This is a genomic window from Porphyromonas sp. COT-290 OH3588 (genome assembly GCF_000769075.1).
Classification (GTDB): Bacteria; Bacteroidota; Bacteroidia; order Bacteroidales; family Porphyromonadaceae; genus Porphyromonas.
In genome coordinates this window covers 22,037-44,635 of sequence record NZ_JRFC01000042.1, presented here as the reverse complement: position 1 = coordinate 44,635, position 22,599 = coordinate 22,037, and the positions used below count along the sequence as shown (strand labels likewise).

Here is a 22,599-nt window from a genome sequence, read left to right as displayed (position 1 = left end):
ATTTCTCCGTATTGGTGGGTAGATCTTAGTAGATTAGTCCTAGGATTAGAAAAAATCTCTCCCCCAATTTCATTCCCTGCGTGGAGTAATCCTAGATTATTGCCTTCTTTTGTCCCCCGATTAGAGGAGAGTTCGTTTGCGAATATTAACATAAAAGATGAAATTCTCCTTGCTCTTTAGCTTGATTAAACCGCAATTTAATGATCTTATGTGTGAGTATTTTACTTAGATATGTGGTGTGAAATTTTCTGTGTTAGAGGATTAGTTTTGGTTCATCCGAGATGCTTTGTGTTGGAGTAGGTTATCGAGATTTGAGATTTCGAGTACGATCAAACGTATCATCTACTAGTAAAACTCTGTGATATGCCGCACGTGAATGTAGTATGCGGCGCTTGATAGGAGTGTAGAGTATAGATCGGGGGAGAGGGAGATAAAAAGAGAGGCAGTGCCGATTTCCTATGGCACTGCCTCTGCTATTTTTAAGCTATTAGAGGTCTGCTAAGAGAGCTTCTCCTTGAGTGCTGCCAGAGCATCGAGGTCACCAAGTGTAGCCTTTTCGCTAGAAGCGTTGTTGCTAGCTACAGCGCTTGCAGTGTTGCTTTCCTTGCGCTTAGCTTCGCCACGCTCAGCACGTTCAGCTGCACGGCTCTCGGCCTTCTGAGCATCTTCGAATACACGGCTGTGAGAAACGATGATACGCTTAGAGTCCTTGTTGAATTCGATTACCTTGAACTCGAGCTGCTCGCCCTGAGCCGCCTGAGTACCGTCTTGCTTAACGAGGTGCTTAGGCGTTGCAAAGCCTTCTACACCATAAGGAAGTGCTACCACAGCTCCTTTCTCTAGGAGCTCAATGATTGTACCCTCGTGGACAGAACCAGTCTTGAAGATAGTTTCGAATACATCCCATGGGTTCTCTTCACACTGCTTGTGACCAAGGCTTAGGCGACGGTTTTCCTTGTCGATCTCAAGAACTTGGATCTCCATCTCTGCACCAACTTCTGTAAACTCTCCAGGGTGCTTGATCTTCTTCGTCCAAGAGAGGTCGCTGATGTGTACAAGACCATCCACACCTTCCTCGATCTCTACGAATACACCGAAGTTGGTGAAGTTGCGTACACGGCCCTTGTGGCGTGAACCAACTGGGAAGCGCTCCTCAATACCAGCCCATGGATCTTCCTTGAGCTGCTTGAGGCCTAGGCTCATCTTGCGATCTTCGCGGTCAAGTGTTAGGATTACAGTTTCGATTTCGTCACCAACATGTAGGAAGTCCTGAGCGGTACGTAGGTGCTGCGTCCAAGACATCTCAGACACGTGTACTAGACCTTCTACACCGGGTGCTACCTCTACGAATGCGCCGTAGTCAGCCATAACCACTACCTTACCCTTGATTTTGTCTCCAACCTTGAGGTTAGGATCTAGGGCATCCCATGGATGTGGCATGAGCTGCTTCAGACCAAGAGCGATACGCTTCTTGTTTTCGTCGAACTCTAGGATAACCACGTTGAGCTTCTGGTCTAGCTCTACCACTTCGCTTGGGTGGCCTACACGTCCCCAAGAGAGATCTGTGATGTGTACAAGACCATCTACGCCGCCAAGGTCAATGAATACACCATAGCTTGTGATGTTCTTAACGACACCCTCGAGAACTTGACCCTTCTCGAGCTTGCCAATGATCTCGGCCTTCTGAGCTTCTAGCTCTGCCTCGATCAAGATCTTGTGAGAAACGACTACGTTACGGAACTCGTGGTTGATCTTCACGATCTTGAACTCCATAGTCTTGTCTACATAAGCATCGTAGTCGCGGATAGGACGAACGTCGATTTGTGAACCGGGGAGGAATGCTTCGATGCCGAATACGTCTACGATCATACCACCCTTCGTGCGGCACTTAACGTAACCCTTGATAACTTCGTCCTTTTCAAGGGCTTCGTTGATGCGATCCCAAGAGCGAGCAGCACGAGCCTTGCGGTGGCTTAGGATTAGCTGACCTTTCTTGTCTTCCTGACTTTCGACGAATACTTCTACTTCGTCACCCACCTTCAGGTCTGGGTTGTAGCGGAACTCAGAAGCTGAGATAGAACCTTCGCTCTTGAAGCCAACGTTCACGAGTACCTCACGCTTACCGATCTTAGTTACAGTACCGATAGCAACTTCGTTTTCCTTGACGTTGCTCAGCGTACCTTCGTAGGCCTTAGCCTGTTCTTCGATAGATACAGGGCAAATGCTCTGTCCTTTTTCGAACTCATCCCAGTTGAAGTCTGCAACGGGCTGAATGTTTTTTAGGTTGTCCATTCTTAATTAATTAATACTTAAAGCTTTTTGCTAATGGGTTAGACATTATATGAATAATCTCTCACAAAAACGGCACAAAGATAGCTAATTCTTTTCAAATAACAAGGCTAACTTAGGATAAATCAGTGTCTTTATCCTGCTTCTGTGCATAGATCTGTAGGCTAGCGCAGATAGATAAGTTCGCCTGCTAGGCGATACTTCATTGTCTCGCTTGCCAGATAGCGTAGAGCTAGTGCTACATCGACAGGAATATAGGGCAGGTTATGGAATAGATCGTGCAGGCGGATAGGCTTACCCTCGCTCTGCTCGGCAAACATTTGCTGCATCATGCGCTCAGTATCTTCTATAATATAGTGGTGCAGTCCTTCACTCTCACGACGTAGGCAGACATCACACATGCCGCACGACTGGGTAGACTGCTCGCCGAAGTAGCTTAGGAGTAGTCGAGATCTACACGTATCCCTGCTACTAATATAGCGAAGACTGGCGTCCGTGCGCTCCTGCATGCGGTCACGTCGCTCCTCGTAGGCGGATCGAGGTATGCGTAGGTATTGGGTGTCTTCACGTCTGATGTGGAAGACAATTCGTGGGATATTTTTGAGAGGTATGTAATGAATGATATTTTGTCTGCTCAGGGCTACGAGCATCGTATATACGTCATCGGCTCCGCACCCCATTTGTTTGGCTAGATCAGACTCGGAGATGTAGACGTAGTCGGAGAATAGCCCTGTGTACAGCCTGAGTAAAGCCCGAAACAGACCATCATGCCCCACGTGCTCTTGATAGAGTTGTTCTCGTGTATAGAGGATCATTAGACGAGAGCGAGTATCGTCCTCATGATAGGAGAGCCAACCTGCGATTTGCATGATCTCAATGGCAGATCGAGTTTGAATAGGGCGCATTCTGAAGCGTCGGACGAACTGATCAATCTCGAGGTTGTAGCTTCTTTGGAAGCCCTCGCCCTCGCCAATGCCCAAGTAGTTGCATAGCGAGTCGTACACCTTGAGGATATAGGAGCGCTCAGGGAAAGCATCTGCCAAGCGCCTGCGTAGTGTATTTTCGTCCGTCTGGCTGACTATCGCCACAGCATAGGCTTGTTCTCCATCTCGGCCTGCTCGGCCCGCCTCTTGGAAGTATTCTTCGGGAGAGGTCGGCATCGCTAGATGGAGGACTAGACGCACATCAGGTTTGTCTATACCCATTCCGAAGGCATTCGTTGCGACCATTACCCTGATCTCTCCCTTCATCCATCTGCTCTGTCTGAGTGCTCTCTCGGTATGCGTAAGTCCTGCGTGGAAGAATGTTGCCGAGTGTCCATGTTCGTTGAGGAACTTAGCGATGCTGCGGCAGAGATCTCGGCTGCGACAATAGACTATAGCCGAGCCGGCTACACGACTAAGAATATGGAGCATCATCTGCTCTTTGTCCGGGCTGTAGCGAATGGAGTAGGAGAGGTTGGGGCGAAAGAAACTTTTCTGATAGGTACGGCTATCACTTCCAAAACCAAGTACACGACGGACCTCTGCTACTACATCGGGAGTGGCAGTGGCTGTCAGGGCGATGATAGGCACATCTGGTACGAGCGACCTTAGCTCTAGGATATTGAGATATGAGGGACGGAAGTCGTAACCCCACTGGCAGATGCAGTGGCACTCGTCCACCACGAGCAGGCTAATATCCAAGGCCTCTAGTTTAGCTTTGAAGTCAGATGAGGCAAGTCGCTCGGGCGAAACGTAAAGGAACTTGTATCTTCCATAGATACAATTGTCTAACGTTTGGCTGATGCGGTTGCTATGCATTCCTGAGTGTATGGCTGCGGCTTTGATCCCTCGGTGTCTGAGGTGATCGACTTGATCCTTCATCAGAGAGATCAGTGGAGTGACCACAAGGGTAAGCCCTGGGAGCATTAGTCCCGGTACTTGGAAGGTGATACTCTTCCCTCCACCCGTAGGCAAAAGACCAAGGGTATCGTGTCCTTCTAGAACCGAGAGGACGATATCACTTTGTAGGGGACGAAACTCATCGTATCCCCAATAGTGCTTAAGTACAGCCTCAGGAGTTAACCCCGAGCAGTCGATTGTATCTGGTAATTTGAGGGGCGATGGGATATCAGCCAGTTCGGCAGCCCATTCTTCTGGCCATAGGTGTAGCTCTTCGTTGGCTTCGTTTGTGCCAAGATCGCACCCTTGAGCAGATGGCTCTATCCACATGTCCTCCTCTTGTGACATCGCTTCTAGTCCTTCTCTGTGGTATGGATGTCTTTAACTTGCAGCTGCATAAACCCAGAGCCATAGAATCTATTGTCTTCAATGGTGTAGCAGATGCCGAAAGCCTGCTGGTTCATAATCCAGCTAGCATGGCGAGCTTGTCCTAGAGCGATGCCGTGTAGCGGCCGATTTTTGCAGTAGCGGTCGGTCATGCGTAGCTTGATGTGGCGGCTGTCACGCCCCACGACACGGCTACCGCCAGCATCTCGGAGCCTATGGGTGACGAAAGTTGGGGGCTCGTTTTGCAAGCCAAAAGGAGCAAGTCTGCGTATGTCGTCTAGTAGGGTAGGCTGTACATCTTCGATTTTGAGCTCGATGTCTACGTGTATCTGTTTGGTCAGATGTACGGGCTCCACATTGCGCTCGAAGTAAACCTCCATGGCGAGGCGGAATGCGTCTAAATTTTCTTCTCGGATTGTGATTCCTGCCGCATGTGTGTGGCCTCCGAAGTTAACCAAATACTCTCGGCACGCCTCTAGGGCACTATATAGATCGACACTTCTCATCGATCTGCCAGAGCCAACTAGATCATCTGCTGATTGGGTAAGTATGATGGTCGGGCGATTATATCGCTCAGTTAGCCGTGATGCCACGATGCCGAGCACTCCCTTGTGCCAGTCTGGTTGGTATAGAATCAAGATACGCCTATTGGCTAGTCCGCCCTCTCGCTTGATCAAATCAATGGCTTGCTGGGTTACGATTTGGTCTAGCTCACGCCTTTGGTTGTTGTACTGATCTAGCAGCGCGCTGCATTGCTGTGCTTTCGTTACGTTGTCAGCAGTGAGCAGGTCTACGGCGACAGTACCGCTCATCATGCGTCCCGAAGCATTGATACGAGGCCCAATCTTAAATACGATGCTGTTCATATCAATGATCTCTCCCTCTAGGTTACAGGTCCGAATGATTTCTTTAAGCCCTAGCGAGGGTGAACTGTTGAGCTTCTTTAGGCCGTGATAGGCAAGTACTCGATTTTCGCCCACGACAGGTACTATATCCGCAGCGATGCTCACGGCTACTAGATCTAGGTATTCGTAGACGGTGTTCTCGGGGTGCCCCCAAGTGGAGAGCATAGCCTGCATCAACTTAAATCCTACACCACAGCCGCTAAGCTCCTCGTTGGGATATAAGTTCCCGGGTCTTTTGGGGTCTAGGATAGCGACGGCGTCCGGAAGCGCTTCGTCGGGTTGGTGGTGGTCACAGATGATGAAGTCAATACCTAGAGATCGGGCGTAGGCAATCTGTTCGTGTGCTTTGATGCCACAGTCTAGAGCAATAATCAGCCCTGCCCCCCAGCGGTGGGCATGGTCGATGCTTTGTATACTAATACCATATCCCTCGTCATATCTGTCTGGAATATAGTAGCAGAGTCTATCTGCTGGGCATAGATGATCCCTAAGGGCGGTGTAGACTAGCGAAACTGCTGTAGTCCCGTCTACATCATAGTCCCCATATATCAGAATGCGTTCACATCCCTCTATTGCTTGGCTCAAGCGGCGCACAGCCACCTCCATATCTTCTATTAGATAGGGGTTGTGGAGAGATTCTAGAGTTGGCTCAAGAAAGGCACGTGCTTCCTCTAGGCTACGTACCCCTCGCCCTACCAGCAGCCTGCCAAGTACGGGGCTCAGCTCAAGTGACTGGCAGAGCTCCTGAGCTAAGGCTTGGTCCTCGATTGAGGGCTGAGCGATGTTCCATTGGGTTGTCATTATATTGTTTCATTTTTTTGTCTAGAAAATAATGATGAGGATACTTGCTATGCTTGCGGCATGTGCTCAGATCCTCGCTATTGCTGTAGTGGAGCCTTCAATCTCGGTTGAGGTGCTCTCAATCTCCTCTGTTGAGTTCTACTCTAGCCGAGGGAGCCTTGACGAACTAGCTCCAGTGGAGGCGTGCCAAATTTGCCCCAGATATCTCCTCTTCGAGGGGGCATTATGGCACACTGCCTCTTTGAGGTTCTCACAAAGATAGAAGTTTTCCCGATGAAAAACTATACTTAGCCCCTGCTATTGTGCTTGCCAGAAGTGAAATCCTACTCGGCCTTGGGTAAGCGAAAAACATTCCCGCCTCCGAGTCCATTGCGTAATGAACTCAGAATAGTATAGTATTGATAATCACCAAGAAAAAAGGAGAGCTCGAAAAGAGCTCTCCTTTTTTCTTGGTGATTATCAATTAAATTATTCATTTTTCTTGAATACTCGTACTGGCATTCCCTTATAATGCTGATTCTTCTCTATCTTAATTGAATAACCATTTGCCCAGTCAATAACTGTTGTTTGGTTATTATCTGTACGAGACACACTCCTAGCATAGTAGTGACCAAAATCATAACCATGAGGCTTAGATAGCTCAAGGCTTGATGTAGTAAACGGACTAGGACCGCTAGAGTTGCTAAACCCAGCAGACTGCAAATCACCAACCGCAGCAAATCTTATAGATCGGACGAATACACCTTTTTGATTATCCCCTTTCTTGTTTTGTTCCGTCCAAAAACTCTCAGGCATACGTTCAAGTTGCTCTAATGTTAGCCCATCTGCTTCATTTCCCAAATAGACGACTTCAACCCGAAGAACACCCGAAACACCCCGCACAAATTCATAAGTATACCTGAAAGCTGAAGCCAAACGTACTTTGAATTGATACCCATGACAATCCGAATTATCAACCTTAGTAGTTGCATCTTTAAACCGAATCCCATAGAAACGTTTATATTCACTCCGGGGAGTATTTTGCCTCATTGGACTATATTCACTTTTAGAGGTAATAATCATTGGATGACTTGATCCTCCTCCTAAACGAACTTTTTCATCAGTCTGTTCTATGAAACGAGAGTTATTCCAACTAATTGCGTTGTAAGGGATTAATCCAGAATAATCTTCATCCGCTGGGATATAGTATTGTTCATTCAAGGCATACGGACCAACACGTTTGGAAACCAAAGTGCCATTAGGTTGAAGTTCTTCAATCTCCTTAATCTCAAGTCGCTCAAGATCATGTCCCATAGGATTAAAGTAATTCTCTTGTATCCCTCGTACCATATAACCATTGTACATTCCAGAGTGAATAGCTTTATCTCCAGAGGTTAGACGATAGGCTCCCGAACGTCCCTTCCAGTTCTTGAGCGCACCAGGGACATTGGGGTCATATTTGTATTGTAAATTGCGATACTCGTCTCCACCTGCAATGTTGTAATTCGTAAAGTCCTCAATCGGCATACGAACACCTGTATTATTTTTAACAAGGAGTTTAATTTGATGAGAGGTGTGATTAAGTGGCTTTTTGCCCCCAGTGAAACTTGTAGACCAATAATTGTTGAGTGGAGCATTAGTTTTATCACTGCTACTCCCATAAATAGTTGCTGAAGAGATACCAGTTGAACTACTAGTAGAGGGGTTAGCCATAACCCAAGTATAGAAGACTTTGTCACTGATTTTATTAGGAGCTATATTCCCTGCATTTGTGCCATTGTTAAAAGTGAAAGTCATAGTATGGGCACAAGGGCTGAAGTTCCAAGTAGGAAAATCTCCTTGGCCATTTCTTATGTTGGGTTTGTGCAGATCAAAGCTACCAGATAATCCGAATTGCTGTGTACGTAAATAAATTTCTTCAGGGGTAAGTGTTCCTGTAGTAGTATTTTTTATCCTAAAGCCCACAAAAGAACCCTGTGGTTTGAATAGGGGACGATAGTTATCTCCTCCCTGAGGAGAAGAAAATCGACTTGTCCCGATGTTCTTCTGCTTATCTTTGAAAATTTTTAGCTTGGTCCAAGGCATCGCGAATGGAGCCTTGAGATCTGCAATTGTCTCTCCAACAGAGGCAATGCCTTTGAGGTCTGTATTTCCAGAAAAATCTACTTTTTGGTTAGGTGTTTTATGATTCAATAAATTCCCCTCAATAATCGCTGTGACATAAAATGTTTCATTGCCAGGAATAAATTGAGATTCACTAAGTAATTCTATATCCTGATCTATCGGACATCGCAGTGTCGCAGGTTGTCCGTCTTTTGCAGGAGTATATGCCCAATTAAGTGTTTTTGCCCCATAAATAGTGCCCCTTAGATTGGCAATAGCGGTGTGAACGGGGATAAATGTAACTCCTTCGGGAACATGCAATTTCGGATATATCTTCCCGTTTTCATCTTGGCCTAAAAACTTTATAGTACCAACACCACGAGCCTTATTTGATTCGCTAGCAACATCGGCTTCTAAGTTGAGTACAATCCTATCTGTGTAGATAGTTTTAGTATTCTCAGTGAAAGGTTGGTCTTTTTTACCACAAGAAGTAGCCACTAATAAGACCAAACACACTGAGCCAAATAGTTTATTCATGTAACTTTAAAATTAATGCCTTATGATTATTCTAGATCCTCCCCAATTTCAAAATCCTCAAGTTCTCCAACTACAGACAGAGATGCTAAAATGTTCTTAGGGTTCTTGAAATAGAGTACCTCTGCACACGGAGCACCATAAATCATATTTCCTTTTTTTTCTTTCATATTATGCACGCATATTTTTTGCAAAGGTAAGAAAATATACTACTCGCCAAAAATTAACTCCTGAATTTGGGGTTGTTTGGCTCGTTTTTAGTTATTTGTTATCTAATACTACTGATAGGTTCTGCGTAAGCCTATGCTCTTTTTCAAGTTGTTGACTACGTGTTCTAAATCTAGAGACTATTGCACAATGAGTCTCATATAGGTGTAGTCGGTAGAGGTTATGCCACACCAATCCTCTGCCTCTTGCTCATCTCTGCTCAGGTCAATACGGCGCTACCTCTAATACCCCAACGGCTCAAGTTGCTTGTACCACAAGCTCTGCACGGAGTTCGGCTTCGGCTCAAGGTGACACCTACTCGGGTATGCTGTGCTCGATCCTACCACGCTCTGTATACGACTACTCGCCTCGGCATAGCTAGAGCAAACACCGCTCTACTCTCAACGGACACAATCTTTGTATTCTGAGCATTCTGATGCACAGAAAAGGGGCTGTGAACAAAATTTAATTTGCCACAGCCCCTATATTCATTGCGCTACTCTCCTCGCCTTCCTTACATCTCAATGATTGTAGAGGCGGCCCCAGAGAGCTTATGCAAGTTCTAGTCTACGATTACCTTCTGAGTAAATGTACCATAGGTATTGGTTACCTTAACTACATACACGCCCTTGGCTAGTTTGCGGTCCGCAGACTTACCTACAAGGCGACCAGCTAGGTCATAGATAGCGAGCTCCGATACATCGGTATCAACCACGAGATATCCGTCGTGATCGTAGATACGAGGAGCCTGTGCACCTAGTAGCTGCTCGGCCGAGCCTGAGTTGTTGAAGGCCATAGTCTTGGACGAATATACCTGTCGCTGATTGATCAGAGGAGATGCCATATTCTTGTGAACGAAGAATACGATCTTCATCTTCTCGGTCTTCCACTCGGAGTCGATTTCCACTGCATCGGTTGTGATCTTGAACGAACCATCGGCTTTAGGAATAATCATTTTACCTAGGGCAGGTGTCATGAATACTCTAGCCGCACCGTCGTGGATATATCCAGCTGGTGCACCAGCTTGAGATTTAGCAGTAATACCGTCCTCTGTGATCACAGCTGTCAGATATAGGTTGTCTAGGTCTACATAACCTGTAACGCCCTCTACCTCGAGAGCGACCTTACCGTCTTTCTCTACCTTGGCATAACGGCTAAACTGTACGGGTTCTGGAGAAGCAAGTACGGCATTAGCTCTCTCTTCCATAGTTTCTAGAGAAGCTAGCTCGGCACCATTGTCCTTAGTTGGGTCAAGGCTTGGGAAACGATTGAACATGAACGCAGGAGCGTACGTACGATTCTGCTTGTTGAAAGCGTATGGCAAGAGCTCTATAGACTCATTGACAGTCAAGAAGTCGGTATGATAGCCAGAGTGATGAGCAATGAAGCTGACATCTATACCGAAACCTTGTAGCTGCTGTGTCATCTCCGCAAGAGGCTGATCCACTTTAGGACAGTTGGGGCACTTCTCTGTGGTAAAACGCTCGATAAGCATTGTTGTTCTCTTGGCTTCACCATTAGGTGTAACAACACGATAAGGCAATAGAGGCTGATTGCTGAACCAAGAAGGCTTGCCATTAGCTTTGACTAGCTTAGCAGATGCCAAAGCTATACCACGAGCTACCGTATTGATTTTTAGTTCCACCTCTGCGGTAGAAGCCTTAGCAATGTTTAGCCCTCCTATTTTTTGCTCTACTTCTGGAGATTTGGCACTTCTCTTGGTAGTAAAAGTAAGACTTGTAAGTGGCTTAAACCCTACGTTGCGTACGGTAGCTTTAATCTTGGCTTCTGTATTAGGAGCTAAATCCCCAGATGAAATAAGAGAAAGCTTGGTCACATAAGCAACATTGTCTAGCGCCGATACCTTGTCATCAATCTCAAGGAAAATCATGGCATTACCAAAATTCAGACCAGCTGCATCTAGATCAAGCAAGGCATCTCTACCAACAAGAGGTGTAGCCATGTCAAAGAGGCCATTACTGAAAATGATCACATTAGCTCCGGGAGCGGTCTGATCTACTTTATTGTCAAAGGCAAGAGGTCTTGGATCGGCAGCTGCATTGACTTGGTAGCCGATGTAGTACTCTTCATTGTTAGCCATTGTGAATGGCGTACTCAAAGCAACATCATTCCAGCCTTTCTTGACTGCAAGTTTCTCGACATACTTGAGCTGGTTCGTACTAGCAGATAGGACGAAAATAGTACCATCAACTTCTTGACCGCTATTGAAACGAATCTTCTTGAGTTGATTCCCTCCCATCGCTGAGATTTTAATCGCCTCAGCGATAACCATAGGCCGACCAGTACCTACGTATGCAATATCGGCAACATCTGCGTCTGCATAACCGAAATAACGCTCCCCAGCCGCTTGTGTAACAACGGGGATCTTGACATTTTGAGCCTTGAGCTCAAACCCATCAGAGCTATTAACGCTCTGCTTCTGCGCAAAAGCTGCACTAGATGCAAGGAACAGCGCCAGAAAGCTAGTAAAGATTCTCTTCATAATAGCCAAAGAATTAATATTAGTAACTAAAACAGGACAAATATATAAATTAAAACCAACAAACTGCAAATCAAAAACATTAAAAATACACTACAAAAGCGCATCATATACACAAAATTAAAATCCAATCCCTCCTTCCGACCCTACTCCAATAATGTTAAGGTCTGTAAACGTATCACCTAAGAATTGAATGCAAAGAGCGGAAGAGTATATTAGCCAAACCTGACAAGCAAACAAGATTGATGGGAAGATTTTTGGAGATTGATGGGTTAATCTCCAAGGGTGTGCCCACCAATCCTAGAAGATCGATGGGAAGAAAAATGCAAAATTGAGCCATCAATGCAGGTACTCACCCCAAGAACCAACTACATAACACTGAAAATCAAAACATTAAAAAGAACCTCCACATCAAGCGATCTAGGCCAAACGAGGGCTAAGTGCGCAAACCACCTAGAGGGCAATACGGAGCCTCCTAGGGGGCAAATGCGACGCCTACCCTTATTTGCTCTGTCAATTTGGAACTACTCCATCAACATTCTGAAAACTGGTCTAAAATATAAATCCAGCCATACACAAATACCGCATAGTTTTACCTCCAAAGACATACCATATCAGGGTAAATTTTATCTAAACTTGTATAGGCTCGGAGGGATATTATAGCACTTAGATTATAGGGATAGGGGCTTGTAGGCTGCAAGTATTTACTCGTTTAGGCACAGCGCTCAAGAGAGCTATTGGCTCCCAAACGCCCACCTTGGTCCCTTGCACCCTCAACCCACACAAGGCGATCTAGGGGACATAGCACTAATGCCCCTCCCCCAAGATAAGCTACTAGGGGAAGAAGAGAGATGCACATAAATACAAAAAAGTTTTTTATTCCGTAAAAACCACCTAAATTTGCACACGTGTGCAGGCAGTCTTTCTGATTAGCCTGTTTTTCCTTTGTATTAAGGACCTAAGAGTCCGTGGAATAGAAAAAACGAAATAAATACAGAACGTATGAAAAGAAGTATCATCGCCCTAGGGATTGGGCTATGTACAGCTTCGATAGGCCACGCCCAGCAAGAGCTAACTGCCGATAGTTGCCGAAAACTAGCCCTCGAGCATAACAAAGAGCTGAGCATCGCCAAGGAGAAAATCGAAGCCGCCCGCAATGAGCGCAAAGCAGCCCTGACCAACTACCTCCCTAGCCTCACGGCTACTGGCTCGTACATGCACAACCAAAAGGAGACGGTACTGCTCAGCCACGAACAGAAGCACAACCTATCAACCCTAGGGACTACCCTAGCTGGCAGGCTGGGGCAAATGGCACACGACCCACGCCTCAAGGGTATATTGATGAAGCACCCGGAGCTAATGCCCCTACTCGGCCCTGCACAGCAGCTCATCGCAGGGGCATTAGCCCCAGAGCTCAATCAGCTGGGGGCTTCGATCGTCGAGGACTCTCGCACCGATACACGCAACATATATGCAGGAGTGCTTACCCTGACTCAGCCTATATATATGGGAGGCAAGATACGTGCATACAACAAAATAACACGCTACGCCGAGGCGCTTGCTCACGAGCAGCAAAAGGCAGATATGGCAGAGGTGATCCTCAGTACCGATCAGGCCTACTGGCAGGTTATCTCTCTATCCAACAAGAAGAAGTTGGCAGAGGACTACTACAAACTGCTACAAAAACTAGAGCAAGACGTAACGCATCTAGTAGCCGAGGGAGTGGCAACCAAGGCAGATTTGCTCTCCGTCAAGGTCAAGGTCAATGAAGCCGAAATGAATCTGGCCAAGGTAGAGGACGGTCTTAGCCTATCACGTATGCTACTCTGCCAGCTGTGTGGCATCAGCCTAGACAGTCCGATACGCCTAGCAGACGAAAATATGGAGGATATTCGCCTCTCCAGCTTCGACACCGAGATCAACGTGCAGACAGCTCTAGCCAATAGATCGGAACTCAAGAGCCTAAGTCTGGCAACACAGATCTACAAGCAAAAGGTCAATATCGCCCGATCGGAGCATCTCCCATCGCTAGCACTAGTAGGCAACTATATCGTAATTAACCCCTCGGTTTTCAATGGTTTCCAGAATAAGTTTGACGGTATGTGGAACGTAGGCATCATGCTCAAAGTGCCACTCTGGCACTGGGGACAAGGCTACTACAAGGTAAGAGCCGCCAAGGCAGAGGCACGCATCGCAGACCTACGCCTCTCGGGCGCTCGAGATAAGATCGAGCTACAGGTAGCTCAATCGGCATCGAAGGTCAAAGAAGCCAACAAGCGCCTAGTTCTAGCCCTAAAGAATATGGAGCGAGCAGAGGAGAACCTACGCTATGCCAATCTTGGCTTCCAAGAGGGTATGATCCCCACGAGCAACGTACTCGAGGCTCAGACCGCTTGGCTATCGGCTCACTCAAGCAAGATAGACGCACAAATCGAGGTCAAACTCACGGACGTATATCTACAGAAGGTATTGGGAGTACTATAAACAGAACAGCAATATTGACGAAATAATAGACATAAACATAGTTATGACATCACAGACACAGAGCCGCAACACACTGCTGGCATTCCTATCACTACTAGCTACCATAGCACTTGTAGCACTTGTTGGCTTCTTGATGCTCGGCAAGGAGAGCGACAGTATCCAAGGACAAGCCGAGGTCAATGAGTACAGAGTATCGAGCAAGGTACCGGGGCGTATCCTTGAGTTTCGAGTAGAGGAGGGGCAGCAGGTGCAGGCCGGAGATACACTGGCCATACTTGAGGCCCCAGAGGTACAAGCCAAGATGGAACAAGCCCGAGCTGCCCAGACAGCGGCCGAGGCACAGAATGCCAAAGCCCTGAAGGGCGCACGTAGCGAACAGATACAAGCAGCCTATGAGATGTGGCAGAAAGCCAAGGCCGGCGCCGACATTATGGAGAAGAGCTACCAACGCATCAGCAAACTACACGCCGAGGGAGTCGTAGCGGCACAGAAGCTCGACGAGATCATCGCCCAACGTGATGCAGCACTTGCTACCGAGCGTGCCGCCGAGGCGCAGTACAAGATGGCCTACAATGGAGCCGAGCGAGAGGACAAGCTCGCTGCCTCGGCACTAGTTAGCCGTGCCAAGGGAGCCGTAGCAGAGGTAGAGTCGTACATCAGAGAAACCTATCTCATCGCACAAGCCTCGGGTGAGGTGTCAGAGATCTTCCCCAAAGTCGGCGAGCTCGTCGGCACAGGTGCGCCAATCATGAATATAGCTCAGCTAGAGAAACAGTGGGTAACTTTCAACGTACGCGAAGATCTGCTCCGAGACCTCAAGATGGGTGCCGAGTTCGATGCCCATATCCCAGCACTGGGGCTGCAAGAAGTGAAGCTACGTGTACACTACATCAAGGATCTAGGCAGCTATGCCACTTGGAAGGCAACCAAGACAACGGGTCAGTTTGACCTCAAGACCTTCGAGGTGCGGGCTACTCCTATGCATCAGATCAAGGATCTTCGACCCGGAATGTCTGTCATCATCAATCGCTAGCAATGTCCACGACCAAGACTCGGAGCTCACTATGGCAGGTTATGCAGCGTGAATGGAGGATTCTCACCTCACGGCCGCTGTATCTATTCTGCATGGTGATCGCTCCGCTATTCTGCTACGTCTTCTTCACCACACTGATGGACGAAGGGCTACCGCAGAATTTGCCAGCAGGCATCGTAGACCTAGACGACACTGCTCTCTCTAGACGTGTGGCACGCAACCTAGATGCGATGCCACAGACCGAAGTCATCGCACACTACGCCAATGTAAGCGAGGCTCGCAGAGCTGTACAGCGAGGGGAGATATACGGCTTTTTCCTCCTGCCAGAGGGACTATCCGCAGAGGTACAGACGCAGAAGCAACCAACGGTATCTTTCTACACCAACTACTCATACCTCATCGCAGGCTCACTGCTCTTCCGAGATATGAAGATGCTTGGAGAATTGACCTCCGGTGCTGCAAGTCGGTCAGTACTCTATGCCAAGGGGGCTAGCGAGGACGAAGCTATGGCATATCTACGCCCGATCGTTATAGATACGCACGCATTAGGCAATCCGTGGCTCAACTACTCGATCTATCTATCCAACATCTTGCTACCAGCAGTGCTATGCCTCTTGATCATGATGGTGACTGTGGCAGGTATTGGTATGGAGATCAAGGGAGGGACGGCTAAGGCTTGGCTCGAGGCGAGCAATGGCTCCATCGCGACAGCCCTCACGGGTAAGCTCCTCCCGCAGACGGCTGTCTTTATGCTCATGGGGATACTCTACAATGTTTACCTATATGGTTATCTAGGCTTTCCCTGCCAGAGTGGCATTGTCCCCATGCTTCTAGCTACCCTATGCCTCATTTTAGCCTCACAAGCCTTGGGTATCGTCATGATTGCGATCTTCCCTACCCTACGCCTTGGCCTCAGTCTGGCTTCGCTATGGGGGATGATCTCAATATCCATATCTGGTTTTTCGTTTCCTGTGATGGCTATGCCGGGCGCTATTCAGGCCCTCAGCATACTTTTTCCTCTTCGCCATTACTTCCTCATCTATGTAGACGAGGCATTGCATGGCTATGGCTTCGCCTATTCGTGGCCTCACTACGTCGCACTCTTGCTATTCCTTCTGTTGCCACTGCTTATACTTGGGCGACTTAAAACAGCATTACTCCACTATAGATATACGCCATAATGAAAGATAATAGGAACCTATGGCAAAGAGCCGTACAGGGATTACGAGATCTGCTCCACGTATTCGTCGCAGAAGCCAAGATGACCTACAAGGACATGGGGGTAATGATATTTTTCGTGGTCGTACCTCTGCTCTATCCGTTACTATATAGCTACATCTACAACAACGAAGTAGTTCGGGAGGTGCCAGCCGTCGTGGTCGATGAGTCCCTAAGTGCCACTAGCCGTGACTATCTGCGACGAGTAGATGCTACGCCAGATGTAGAGATCGTGGCTCAATGTGCCGATATGCAAGAGGCACAGCGGAGTCTTCGCAGAGGCGATGCATACGGTATCATCTACATTCCTCGAGATTTCGATGCACAGCTCGCCTTGGGGCGTCAAGCTACAATCAGCCTCTACTGCGACATGAGCGGCTTGCTGTACTACAAGAGCATCGTATTGGCCAATACCGCCGTATCACTTGAGATGAATAGTGAAATCAAAATAGAGCGAAGTAGCAACACCACCGCCCGTCAGGACGAACTGACCGCTTACCCTATTGCCTACGAAGAAGTGCCCATTTTCAACCCCTCGGGTGGTTTTGCCTCATTCCTCCTACCAGCGGTACTGATACTGATTATCCAGCAAACTCTGCTGCTCGGTGTAGGCCTCTCGGCAGGGACGGCCAGAGAGCGGAGCAAGCACCACGATCTAGTGCCCATAGACGACCACTACTCTGGGACGCTGAGAGTAGTACTCGGCAAATCTCTGTGCTACTTCCTCGTCTATATGCTTGTTTCATTCTATGTATTGGGGGTAGTACCTCGGATATTTAGCTTGGTACAGATCGGACAAGCAAGCGACCTCTTGCTTTTCGCCTTGCCTTATCTCTTGGCTTGCATCTTCTTTGCTATGGCAGCTTCTGCCCTAGTACGCAACCGAGAGACCTGTATGCTGCTGTTTGTATTCACCTCCGTTCCGCTACTTTTCATCTCTGGTATTTCTTGGCCGGGGGCAGCTATTGCTCCATTCTGGAAGTATGTTTCCTATCTATTCCCATCAACCTTGGGGATCAACGGCTTCGTCAAGATGAACAACATGGGCGCAACGCTCTCGGAGGTGGCATTCGAGTTTAAGGCTCTATGGATACAAGCCGGTGTGTACTTCATAGCAACCTGCTGGGTGTACTACATCAACATCTCCCGTAGCCGTAGCAGAGCACTTGAGATGCAGGCAGAGTAATCCACTCACCCCTACCAACCGTACTGAATATATAAATAAGAGCTACGCCAGAGGCCTTATCTCAACCTCTGGCGTAGCTCTTATTGTATCGTATGAGTTAGGAGATTGCTTTAGCAGCTACAACCGCCACCGCAGCATCCACCACCACTTGTTTCCTCGTCCTTGCTTCCGCAGCCACAGCCACCACCGCAGCCGCCACCAGTTTGTCCACCGAAGAACTTCTCGATCTCCTCGCTAGTCGCTTCGTGTTCCTCTACGATCTTACCGATGAAGTGTAGCGTCTCGCCAGCTAGAGGGTGGTTGAAGTCCATAACGACCGTTTCGTCCTTGATCTCCACGACAGTCCCCATCACAGTCTGACCTTCTGGAGTGTAGAGAGGGAGGGTATTGCCCTCTACAACACGTACAGAATCGAATTCTCCGTCTTCATTGGTGAAGATTTCCTTAGGCAGATCCATGATGTTCTCTTCGCTATGATCGCCATAAGCCTGCTCGCTCGTTAGGACGAAGTCAAAGCTATCACCTGCGTTAAGGCCGAATAGATTCTTCTCAAACTCTGGAAGCATCATACCCATACCGTGGATATACTCGAGTGGACGCTCTAGAGTTGCCTCCTCCATGAGCTCACGCTCGTTATCGTCGCCTACGTATAGCTCGTAGGTGCAAGCTACGAACTTGTTTGCTGAAATACTCATTAGGTTAGTTTTCTGTTTATAAATAATTATTTGTTGTCGCTCAAAGATAACAAAAAAGGCCTAGTGTTGGTTTTGATGCCTGCGCTCTAGCTCCCTATCAGCGGCTCGTCTTTGCCTCGCTTTCTGGATCTGAACGTCCCGATGGCCTCGTAGTGCCTTCGCTTGAGCACGGCTAGCCTTATGATGTTTGAAGTAGTTGCGTGTAAATCGCTTATTGAGCCGCTCGAGTCGAACGAGTTTCTCAATAGGGAGGACGGCAGCACACTTCTTGTAGTACACACGTTCTAGCTCTGCCTCACGTACACGATTATCTAGGCTACGCTCAAAGTGCAGGCGCATTTCGTCATCGGTGAGCGTCGTATCTCGGCGATGAATACGGAGCCTTACCTCACGCTCCTCCTGCCATAGCTTGAAGCGCAACTCATCTAGCTCATTGAGTACCTCCATCAGTCCATCGGCCTGCTTGTCATCGAGCGAAAGCTGCTCGACAAGGTAGGCTCTCTTAGCCTTGGCTATCTCCTCTCGGCTGGGTCTTTTGTCGTCCTGAGCCGAGGCGCTGCCTATACACAAGAAGAGGCAGACGGATATGATCCACAGTGTCTGTTTCATTACTTTTCGTTTTTGGTGGTTGATTTTCCGTTAGTCTAGCTCGCCCTCAAGGGTGGGTTCGAACTCAAGTTCTCCGAGCGACTCGCTGTAGTCTTGTAGATAGAGCCAATAATCGTCCTCTGTCTGTACTCCTGCGTCTGCCACTTGCTGGGCGACTTGCTCTACTCGAGCCTCGGGGGTAAATGAATTGACTGCCTTGAAGCCGTAGTACAGCCCTACGAAGCTCGCCGCTAGATAGATGATTGGCTTGGCTTTGACCCACCAGCCGACGCGCTGTGCAGGCCTCACCTCTTGCTCTGGCAGAGCAGCCATAATCTGCTGCGCCAGACCATCTAGATATCCGTCTGGGGTAGTGTAGTGCTTTTGAGAGGCTTTGGCCTCGGGCAGATCGTACTGCTTATGACTTTGTTCTTTTATATCCATTACTCTAGTGCTCAATGCTCCTATTGGGTTTGTACTAGGATAGACAACCTAGACGAAGCAAGGTTTAACCAACTAACTACAAAGCTAAAGATCCTCCCTCGATAGCATCTCAGATATCTTGCGACTGGCGTGATGATACGAGGCCTTGAGTGCGCCTTGGCTCGTACCCGTAATCCTAGCGATCTCCTCGTAAGGCATCTCATCGTAGTAGCGTAAGCGAAAGACCAGTTGCTGCTTCTCTGGCAAGCTCACCAAAGCCCTCTGGAAGGCTTGCTCATACTCGTCGCCATCGAAGTAAGGATCGGCCTGTAGGCGAGCCATAAGGAAGCGAGCCCGCTCCTCATCGCTTAGATCGACGAAGCACTCACCCTCTCGGTTCTGCTTCTTGAGGAAGTTAAGTGCCTCATAGTGCGCAATGCGGTAGAGCCATGTAGACACTTTGGCATCTCCACGGAACCCGTCTATCGCCTCCCAAGCCTTGAAAAAAGTGTTCTGCACCAAATCATTGGCATCCTCATGACTATAAACCATACGCCTGAGTTGCCAGTAGATCTGCTGGCTATACATCTGTACTATCATAGAGAATGCTTGCCGCCTAGTATCTAGGGCAGCAAGCATCTCCTGTAGTTGCTCTTCACTCACCAGAGGTTGTTTCATCGCAGGGAGCAGATTTACTTGACTTACTTATACTATGGACGATACCTCCCGCCTCATCTACGCTCAACTCTAGTACATCGCCATAAGTAGCTCCGCCATCTAAGATGAGGTCGGTCAGCTTGTCCTCTACCTCCTGCTGTATGATGCGGCGCAGTGGCCTAGCTCCATACTCGGGTTGATAACCAAGTCTACCGAGCGCATCGAGGGCTGCTTCGTCGGCTCGCACATCATAGCCCGCATGAATGAGGCGCTTGCGCACCTTATCGAGCTCAAGCTGGACGATCTGACGAATGGCAGCCTTGTCAAGTGCCGAGAACTCAATAATATCGTCCAAGCGATTGAGAAACTCTGGGCTGAAGGTCTTGCTAAGCGCCTTGCGCATAATATCGCCAGAGCGGTTGGTCGAGGCGTGTTCGTCTTGATACCCTATAGCACGGCCGAAAGCTCTAGCCTCACGAGAGCCGGCGTTGGAGGTAATAAGGACTACCGTATTGCGGAAGTCTATCTTACGCCCCTCGTTGTCGGTAAGGACACCCTCGTCCATCACTTGTAGCAATAGATTGAAAACATCTGGGTGAGCCTTCTCAATCTCATCAAAAAGCACCACCGAGTAGGGGCGACGGCGTACTTGCTCGGTGAGCTGACCACCCTCGTCATAGCCGACATAGCCGGGAGGCGCCCCCACCAAACGGCTAGCGGCGAACTTCTCCATATACTCGCTCATATCCACACGTATCATCGCTTCGCTCGAACCGAATAGCTCCTCGCTAAGCTTTTTGGCCAGATAGGTCTTACCCACTCCAGTAGGGCCAAGGAGCAGGAAGCTACCAATAGGGCGATGCTCATCTCTTAGCCCCAGACGGCTACGTCTGATAGCCTTACTAAGTTTGGCAATGGCTACATCTTGCCCCACGACACTGGCCTTGAGCTTCTGCTCTAGTATCCTCAGACGCTCTAGCTCGCCACCACTCACACGCTCTGCTGGGATACCTGTCATCGTAGACACGACGCTGGCGATATGCTCGCCCGTCACATCGGTCTGCATCTGGGAGAGCTCTCGTCGCCACTGATCTCGTGCAGCCTCAATAGCCACCTCCAGCTCACGCTCACGATTGCGGTAGCTAGCGGCGAGCTCAAACTTCTGCTCTCGTATAGCCTCTAGCTTGCTCTCTATGGCTTGCTTCTTGGACTGCTCCAGCTGCTCTAGTTCACTATTGGGAGGCAGTATCGTCTGGCTTAGCTTTGCCCCCGCCTCGTCCATCAGGTCGATTGCCTTGTCGGGGAAGGCCCTATCTGTCAGATAGCGCTGCGCCAAGTCTACCATTACCTCCAGCGCCTCATCGGTATAGTGCACTCCGTGGTGCTCCTCGTACCGAGGACGTAGCTGTTTGAGTATCTCGAGTGTCTCGGTAGCAGTATTGGGCTCCACGATCAGCTTCTGGAATCGTCGCTCCATAGCCCCATCTTTCTCTATATGCTTGCGGTACTCTCCTAGGGTAGTGGCGCCGATGCACTGGATCTCGCCACGAGAGAGGGCGGGCTTGAGCATATTGGCAGCGTCCATAGTGCCGCCACCACCACCAGCCCCCATCATCGTATGGATCTCGTCAATAAACAAGATGATCTCGGGGTGAGCCTCCAGCTCCTTCATCATTGCTTTGAGGCGCTCTTCAAACTGACCACGATACTTGGTGCCAGCGAGCATGGCGGCCAAATCCAGCTCTAGGATACGGCGGCCGAGGAGCTTAGTTGGTACAGCTCTAGCGATGATGCGCTGGGCCAGTCCCTCCACAAGGCTCGTCTTACCCACACCGGGCTCACCAATCAGAGCGGGATTGCTCTTCTTACGCCGAGAGAGGATCTGCACCATACGCTCGATCTCGGCTGTACGACCAACTACGGGGTCTAGCTTGCCTGCCTCTGCGAGAGCCGTCAGATCTCGACTAAAGGAGTTGAGCGTAGGGGTATCTCCGCCTCGCCTCTTGCCCTTGCTCGGTGCCTCGGGTGCCGAGGTCGTAGACGACACCTCCCTACTCTCTCCCTCTTGCTCGTCTTCGTCCTCGTCGAAGTCGTCTTGATCGAAGCGCATAATAGGGGCTAGTAGACTCTGTATGTCGATAGACTTGGACATAAACACCTCATTGAGATAGCTGTGCTTGTCCGTCCTGAGGACTGCCAACAACAAATGCAAGGGACTGACAGCCTGCTCACTAAGCTCTTGACTTAGGCGAGTAGATAGGGCAATCGCTCGGCGTGAGAGCTGGCTCAGAGAGGGCTCCTGCTCCCAATGCCCATTGGCCTCATCGTCAGCCTCGAGCCTATGGCTAATCTTGCCGAGCAAATCCTCCAGATCCAGCCCACTATCTCTGAGTAGACTGGCGCCTCGATTTTGCCCCTGCTTGAGGATCCCCCAAACAAGCAAGTCGGGATTGATCTCCTCTCGCCCGAGCCGTCGAGCCTCTGCGTATGTGAGCTCTAGAGCTAGACGGAGGGTGTTTGTATAGTTGTATGTCATCTTTTACGTCGAAACTTATCTATTTATTGTCACGCATGATCTGCGTATAACTCTTATCAAAAACCATACCAAACAGTCGAGGGTTTGCCTCTACAACGCTTTACAGTGCCGAAACATTGCCTTATCTTATCCGATGTACTCCCTCTTTGCTGCATGGTAGAGGTCCACGCAACCGAGTGAACATCATAATG

17 protein-coding genes are annotated in these 22,599 nt (G+C 48.8%); 6 read left to right on the top strand and 11 right to left on the bottom strand.

The window, feature by feature from the left end:
- Positions 1-498: 498 nt before the first annotated feature.
- From rpsA to recJ, 3 genes are all read right to left on the bottom strand, one after another.
- A complete protein-coding gene (rpsA, locus tag HQ48_RS08365) occupies positions 499-2,292 on the bottom strand; it encodes a 30S ribosomal protein S1 (protein ID WP_044190019.1) in 1,794 nt (597 codons plus the stop codon).
- A gap of 161 nt (positions 2,293-2,453) precedes the next feature.
- Positions 2,454-4,520: an ATP-dependent DNA helicase RecQ gene (locus HQ48_RS08360; protein WP_152568358.1), complete on the bottom strand. Its 2,067-nt coding sequence runs from the start codon at positions 4,518-4,520 to the stop codon at positions 2,454-2,456.
- Between the two features lie 5 nt (positions 4,521-4,525).
- A complete protein-coding gene (recJ, locus tag HQ48_RS08355; protein WP_044233098.1) occupies positions 4,526-6,265 on the bottom strand; it encodes a single-stranded-DNA-specific exonuclease RecJ in 1,740 nt (579 codons plus the stop codon).
- Positions 6,266-6,296: 31 nt separating this feature from the next.
- Here recJ and HQ48_RS09310 point away from each other — a divergent pair, with 31 nt between their 5' ends.
- Positions 6,297-6,527 carry a hypothetical protein gene (locus HQ48_RS09310; protein ID WP_152568357.1) on the top strand — a complete coding sequence of 77 codons (231 nt, stop codon included), beginning with the start codon at positions 6,297-6,299 and terminating at the stop codon, positions 6,525-6,527.
- A gap of 206 nt (positions 6,528-6,733) precedes the next feature.
- On the opposite strand, the gene HQ48_RS08350 is transcribed toward HQ48_RS09310, so the two are convergent.
- Both HQ48_RS08350 and HQ48_RS09425 read right to left on the bottom strand, forming a co-directional pair.
- Complete coding sequence (locus HQ48_RS08350; protein ID WP_044233097.1) at positions 6,734-8,884, bottom strand: hypothetical protein; 2,151 nt, start codon at positions 8,882-8,884, stop codon at positions 6,734-6,736.
- Between the two features lie 26 nt (positions 8,885-8,910).
- Entirely contained in the window at positions 8,911-9,051 is a 141-nt protein-coding gene (locus HQ48_RS09425) for a hypothetical protein (RefSeq protein WP_160225971.1), read from the bottom strand.
- Positions 9,052-9,231: 180 nt separating this feature from the next.
- Here HQ48_RS09425 and HQ48_RS09305 point away from each other — a divergent pair, with 180 nt between their 5' ends.
- Positions 9,232-9,516, top strand: coding sequence for a hypothetical protein (locus tag HQ48_RS09305; protein WP_152568356.1), 285 nt, complete (start codon positions 9,232-9,234; stop codon positions 9,514-9,516).
- 134 nt (positions 9,517-9,650) lie between these two features.
- On the opposite strand, the gene HQ48_RS08345 is transcribed toward HQ48_RS09305, so the two are convergent.
- Complete coding sequence (locus tag HQ48_RS08345) at positions 9,651-11,591, bottom strand: Omp28-related outer membrane protein (protein WP_044233096.1); 1,941 nt, start codon at positions 11,589-11,591, stop codon at positions 9,651-9,653.
- Between the two features lie 999 nt (positions 11,592-12,590).
- Between HQ48_RS08345 and HQ48_RS08340 the strand changes: the two genes are divergently transcribed.
- From HQ48_RS08340 to HQ48_RS08325, 4 genes are read left to right on the top strand one after another with little or no spacing between them, the layout of a single operon-like run.
- Positions 12,591-14,072 carry a TolC family protein gene (locus HQ48_RS08340; protein ID WP_044233095.1) on the top strand — a complete coding sequence of 494 codons (1,482 nt, stop codon included), beginning with the start codon at positions 12,591-12,593 and terminating at the stop codon, positions 14,070-14,072.
- A gap of 43 nt (positions 14,073-14,115) precedes the next feature.
- Positions 14,116-15,105 carry an HlyD family secretion protein gene (locus HQ48_RS08335; RefSeq protein WP_044233094.1) on the top strand — a complete coding sequence of 330 codons (990 nt, stop codon included), beginning with the start codon at positions 14,116-14,118 and terminating at the stop codon, positions 15,103-15,105.
- Between the two features lie 2 nt (positions 15,106-15,107).
- Positions 15,108-16,286 carry an ABC transporter permease gene (locus HQ48_RS08330; RefSeq protein WP_044233092.1) on the top strand — a complete coding sequence of 393 codons (1,179 nt, stop codon included), beginning with the start codon at positions 15,108-15,110 and terminating at the stop codon, positions 16,284-16,286.
- Positions 16,286-17,509, top strand: coding sequence for an ABC transporter permease (locus HQ48_RS08325; protein WP_044233091.1), 1,224 nt, complete (start codon positions 16,286-16,288; stop codon positions 17,507-17,509). Before HQ48_RS08330 ends, HQ48_RS08325 begins: the two co-directional genes overlap by 1 nt.
- 110 nt (positions 17,510-17,619) lie before the next feature.
- On the opposite strand, the gene HQ48_RS08320 is transcribed toward HQ48_RS08325, so the two are convergent.
- The 5 genes from HQ48_RS08320 to HQ48_RS08300 all read right to left on the bottom strand — a co-directional run bounded on the left by HQ48_RS08320 (position 17,620) and on the right by HQ48_RS08300 (position 22,408).
- A complete protein-coding gene (locus HQ48_RS08320; protein WP_044187423.1) occupies positions 17,620-18,204 on the bottom strand; it encodes a peptidylprolyl isomerase in 585 nt (194 codons plus the stop codon).
- Between the two features lie 60 nt (positions 18,205-18,264).
- Positions 18,265-18,813 (bottom strand): hypothetical protein, encoded by a 549-nt coding sequence (locus tag HQ48_RS08315; RefSeq protein WP_044233090.1) that lies wholly within the window; start codon positions 18,811-18,813, stop codon positions 18,265-18,267.
- A 30-nt stretch (positions 18,814-18,843) separates the two neighbouring features.
- Positions 18,844-19,236 (bottom strand): hypothetical protein, encoded by a 393-nt coding sequence (locus HQ48_RS09100; protein ID WP_052409036.1) that lies wholly within the window; start codon positions 19,234-19,236, stop codon positions 18,844-18,846.
- Positions 19,237-19,320: 84 nt separating this feature from the next.
- On the bottom strand, positions 19,321-19,893 hold the full coding sequence (locus tag HQ48_RS08305) for an RNA polymerase sigma factor (RefSeq protein WP_044233088.1): 573 nt from the start codon (positions 19,891-19,893) through the stop codon (positions 19,321-19,323).
- Positions 19,871-22,408, bottom strand: coding sequence for an ATP-dependent Clp protease ATP-binding subunit (locus HQ48_RS08300; RefSeq protein ID WP_044233086.1), 2,538 nt, complete (start codon positions 22,406-22,408; stop codon positions 19,871-19,873). The genes HQ48_RS08305 and HQ48_RS08300 overlap by 23 nt, the downstream gene beginning before the upstream one ends.
- Between the last annotated feature and the right edge of the window lie 191 nt (positions 22,409-22,599).

Bases quoted from the DNA above. Each gene is read 5' to 3' on its own strand.
- recJ (WP_044233098.1), bottom strand. From the start codon at position 6,265: ATGACAACCCAATGGAACATCGCTCAGCCCTCAATCGAGGACCAAGCC.
- HQ48_RS08325 (WP_044233091.1), top strand. From the start codon at position 16,286: ATGAAAGATAATAGGAACCTATGGCAAAGAGCCGTACAGGGATTACGA.
- rpsA (WP_044190019.1), bottom strand. From the start codon at position 2,292: ATGGACAACCTAAAAAACATTCAGCCCGTTGCAGACTTCAACTGGGAT.
- HQ48_RS09425 (WP_160225971.1), bottom strand. From the start codon at position 9,051: ATGAAAGAAAAAAAAGGAAATATGATTTATGGTGCTCCGTGTGCAGAG.
- HQ48_RS08300 (WP_044233086.1), bottom strand. From the start codon at position 22,408: ATGACATACAACTATACAAACACCCTCCGTCTAGCTCTAGAGCTCACA.
- HQ48_RS08320 (WP_044187423.1), bottom strand. From the start codon at position 18,204: ATGAGTATTTCAGCAAACAAGTTCGTAGCTTGCACCTACGAGCTATAC.
- HQ48_RS08315 (WP_044233090.1), bottom strand. From the start codon at position 18,813: ATGAAACAGACACTGTGGATCATATCCGTCTGCCTCTTCTTGTGTATA.
- HQ48_RS08360 (WP_152568358.1), bottom strand. From the start codon at position 4,520: ATGTCACAAGAGGAGGACATGTGGATAGAGCCATCTGCTCAAGGGTGC.
- HQ48_RS08345 (WP_044233096.1), bottom strand. From the start codon at position 11,591: ATGAAGAGAATCTTTACTAGCTTTCTGGCGCTGTTCCTTGCATCTAGT.
- HQ48_RS08330 (WP_044233092.1), top strand. From the start codon at position 15,108: ATGTCCACGACCAAGACTCGGAGCTCACTATGGCAGGTTATGCAGCGT.
- HQ48_RS08340 (WP_044233095.1), top strand. From the start codon at position 12,591: ATGAAAAGAAGTATCATCGCCCTAGGGATTGGGCTATGTACAGCTTCG.
- HQ48_RS09310 (WP_152568357.1), top strand. From the start codon at position 6,297: ATGATGAGGATACTTGCTATGCTTGCGGCATGTGCTCAGATCCTCGCT.
- HQ48_RS08350 (WP_044233097.1), bottom strand. From the start codon at position 8,884: ATGAATAAACTATTTGGCTCAGTGTGTTTGGTCTTATTAGTGGCTACT.
- HQ48_RS08305 (WP_044233088.1), bottom strand. From the start codon at position 19,893: ATGAAACAACCTCTGGTGAGTGAAGAGCAACTACAGGAGATGCTTGCT.
- HQ48_RS09100 (WP_052409036.1), bottom strand. From the start codon at position 19,236: ATGGATATAAAAGAACAAAGTCATAAGCAGTACGATCTGCCCGAGGCC.
- HQ48_RS08335 (WP_044233094.1), top strand. From the start codon at position 14,116: ATGACATCACAGACACAGAGCCGCAACACACTGCTGGCATTCCTATCA.